Source organism: Gordonia sp. DT219 (assembly GCF_049847065.1).
In the GTDB taxonomy this organism is placed as follows: Bacteria; Actinomycetota; Actinomycetes; order Mycobacteriales; family Mycobacteriaceae; genus Gordonia.
In genome coordinates this window covers 1-3,325 of the sequence record NZ_JBNCNR010000047.1, presented here as the reverse complement: position 1 = coordinate 3,325, position 3,325 = coordinate 1, and the positions used below count along the sequence as shown (strand labels likewise).

Sequence of the window (3,325 nt, the reverse complement as noted above, 5' to 3'; positions counted from 1 at the left end):
CAGGCACCGGAGGCGGTGCAGTGCTTGGACATGTTCCACATGATTCAGTGGGCCGGGTCGATGGTCGACAAGGTTCGTCGCCGTACCCTGGCCGCTCACGGTGGCGGCCTGGCGGGTGCGATGTGGGCGGTCCGCAAAAGCCACGCCGAGCAAACCGCAGATCAGCGTGGTGTGGTCGAGCAGTTGCGCCGCGACAACAGTGACCTGTTTGAGGCGTACATGCTCAAAGAGCAGCTGCGTGATTGTCGACGGTCACGTATTTCCTCAGGGGTTTCCGTCACGGAATTCCTCAGGTGGGGTGTGCTGGGTACAGGTTAGCGGTATTCGAGATTTAGTTGGTGGCGTTGGTGCGTCCGGGACGTTTGCGGGGTCGGTAGGAGGCGCCGTCCATGAGGATTTGGTGGCTGGTGTTGATGAGGCGGTCGAGCAGTGATTCGGCGACGACGGGGTTGGGGAACAGGGGGTACCAGTCTTTGGGTGCGCGGTTGCTGGTCAGGATCAATGGCTTGCCGGCGATGGCACGGTCGGAGACGAGGTCGTAGAGGTCGTCGGAGCCGGTGGTGGTGTGCTCTCGCATGGCGAAGTCGTCGATGATGAGTACGGCGGGGCGGGTGTATTCGCGCATGCGTTGTCCGATGGTGCGGTCGGCGTGTCCGCCGGCGAGGTCGGCGAGCATGCGGGCGCATTTGACGAATCGGAGGTCGTGTCCGCGGAGTGCTACTTGGTGGCCGAGTGCCTGGGCGATGTGGGTTTTGCCGACTCCGACTGGTCCGTAGAGGATGACCGATTCGCCGGCGTCGAGCCAGCGCAGCGCGGCGAGGTCCCGCAGCATCGCGGCGGGCAGTTTCGGGTTCGCGGTGAAGTCGAAGTCGTCGAAGGTCGCTGATTGTTCGAATCGGGCGCGGCGTACCCGCCGGGTCAGCGCGGCGGTGTCACGGCGGGCGATTTCGTCCTCGCAGAGGACCTGCAGGAACTCCAGGTGCCCGAGTTTCCCGTCGCGGGTTTGGGCGAGTCGGGTGTCGAGGGTGTCGAGCATGCCGGTCAGTTTCAACGCTTTGAGCGCGGCGCGCAGGCTGGGGTCGTGAATGGTCATGGGAATGTCCTTTGATGCGAAAGAGTGTGTTGGCGAGAGGGTTTAGTGTTTGTGGTCTACTGGTTGGCGGCTGAGTCGGTGTCATCGGCGAAGGCCTGCGGGCCGCGCAGGAACGCCGGTGGCACCAGCGCCAGAGGTGCGGCGGTGTCGTCGTGTTCGGTGCCGGCGATCAGGATGCCTTTGATGGTGCGTGCCCGGACATCGCCGACTCTGATAGCGCGGGCGCAGGCCGCGTCGATGCGGTCGTCGGGATACTTGGTGCGTAAGCCCACGATGGCTTGGATGGCGCGGAGCCGGTGGATGGCGTTGACCTGGGAGAGTTCGGCGACCACGGCTACCGCGTGTTCCCCGATCTGTTCGGCCTGTGCCCGGCACCACACGACGGTGCGTAACTGGTGGGCCACTTTGTGGGGCGGGTAGTGCTCGTAGTTGGTGGCGCGGCCACCGAGGTGGCGGACGTGGGTGGCCACGACCGTGTCGTCGGTGAAGACCTGGACCACGTCCCCGCATGTGCGTACCCGCACACGCTGGCCGATCAGCCGCCACGGCACCGAGTAGAACGCGGGCCCAGCTTTGACGTGGCAGTCCGGGGCGACCTTGCCCACATGGTAGGTGACGAGTTCAAATCGTCTGGGCGGCAACGGGTGTAACGCATCTCGTTCGGATTGCCCGAACAACTCGGCCGGCGTCATACCGTCGATCCCGCGGTGCGCGTGAGCTCCGTAGACATTCACACACCAGTCCCGCGCGCCCTGCTGCATGTCGGCCAGGCTGGAGAACTCGCGGCCTTTGAAGAACGAGTCCCGAATGTAGGGCATCTGACGTTCGATACGCGGTTTGTCTTTCGGTTTGAACGCGCGCGCCGGATCGATCAACACACCGTAGAACGAGGCGAGTTCGGCGTAGGCACGATTGAGTATGGGGTCGTAGAGATCCGGTCTGGTCACCCCGGTCTTGAGGTTGTCACACACGATCCGTTCTGGAGTGCCTCCGAAGAACTCGAACGCATCCACATGTGAAGCGCACCAGGAGGTTTGGTCCATTTTGAGCACCGGCTGCACGAACAGCCAGCGCGAGTAGGCCAGGATGATCGCGAACGCCCACACCGCGACACGCTTGCCGGTTTCGGGGTCATTCCACATCCCCAGCTTGCCGTAGTCGACTTGCACTTCTTCTCCTACGGGCACTGGTCCGCGCGGCGGCGTCGCCTTGTTTTCGTTGACCTGGTCAGCGAAACGCGCAGCGACATAACGGCGTACCGATGACTCTGACGCCTCCACGCCATGATCATCACGCAGCCGCTGCGCGATCGTCGCGACCGTCACCGTCGCCTCGAGCTGCCCCTTGATCCACTCGTGATGCTCGGCGATCACCGGCCACGTCACCGACCGCACCGACCGATCCACGACCTCGGGAAACCAGTCGGCGATCAACGCACGCCACATCGCCTCATCGAAGCTCGCACCGGTGCCTGGCACCATGCCCGCCGCCAACGCCGGCGCCACATATTTGCGGATCGTCTTCCGATCAAGCCCCAACGCCTGGGAGATCTGTACCTGCGAGCGCCCGGCATGCCAATGCCGAAACAACTCCAACAACTGCGTCATCGTCCATGTCCTCCGTGCCACCTCGGGCCCCTTCCCAAGACCCCCGGAATGAGGCCTTGACAGGAGCGAACCTGTAGCAGCACCCCAACCACAGCCGACACGCCCCAGGGTGGGGAATTACGTGACAGCCCGGTGAGGAATTACGTGACGGACAACCGCCTCAACCTGGGGAATTACATGACCGCTGACACGTGACGCGGTTCGCCGGCCTGGGCGGCGTGGGTTGATCGCGTTGAGTGGCGTACAAGTGTGGGCGCGCGATAGTCCGATACCCGAGATCGCCGCGTTGGGGAAAACGTTGGGGCGCTACAACCGGAGAATCCGTAATGCGTTGAAACACAACTTGTCCAACGCGCGTAGCGAAGCCACGAACACCCACCTGAGAGCGTTGACGAAGCGGGCGTACGGATTTCATACACCTGCGGCGTTGATCGCGATGGCCGAACTCACCCGCGGCGGCGCCTGTCCAGAGTTGCCGTGGCTGTAAACCACCCACAAGAACGTCAGGAGATCCCCAAAATCCCCCACGGCACGAAACCATCAGCCATACGCACCCGATTCTCCACCGGCCGCGTAAAGAACTCCTTACTCGCCTCCACCGCCGTCCGCACATCACCCCGAAACT

General features: G+C 63.4%; 3 protein-coding genes and 1 pseudogene. 2 read left to right on the top strand and 2 right to left on the bottom strand.

The window, feature by feature from the left end; translation table 11 throughout:
* On the top strand, positions 1–318 hold a 318-nt coding region (locus ACPXB3_RS22200), incomplete at its 5' end, for a transposase (RefSeq protein WP_425729784.1).
* Between the two features lie 13 nt (positions 319–331).
* On the opposite strand, the gene istB is transcribed toward ACPXB3_RS22200, so the two are convergent.
* Together istB and istA are read right to left on the bottom strand one after the other, a co-directional pair.
* Positions 332–1,093 carry an IS21-like element helper ATPase IstB gene (istB, locus tag ACPXB3_RS22195; RefSeq protein WP_425729782.1) on the bottom strand — a complete coding sequence of 254 codons (762 nt, stop codon included), beginning with the start codon at positions 1,091–1,093 and terminating at the stop codon, positions 332–334.
* Between the two features lie 56 nt (positions 1,094–1,149).
* Positions 1,150–2,700, bottom strand: a complete 1,551-nt coding sequence (gene istA / locus ACPXB3_RS22190; protein ID WP_425729780.1) for an IS21 family transposase — start codon at positions 2,698–2,700, stop codon at positions 1,150–1,152.
* Between the two features lie 190 nt (positions 2,701–2,890).
* On the opposite strand from istA, the pseudogene ACPXB3_RS22185 reads away from it, so the two are divergent.
* Positions 2,891–3,187, top strand: a pseudogene (locus tag ACPXB3_RS22185) (transposase); the annotation flags it as partial.
* Positions 3,188–3,325: the final 138 nt, after the last annotated feature.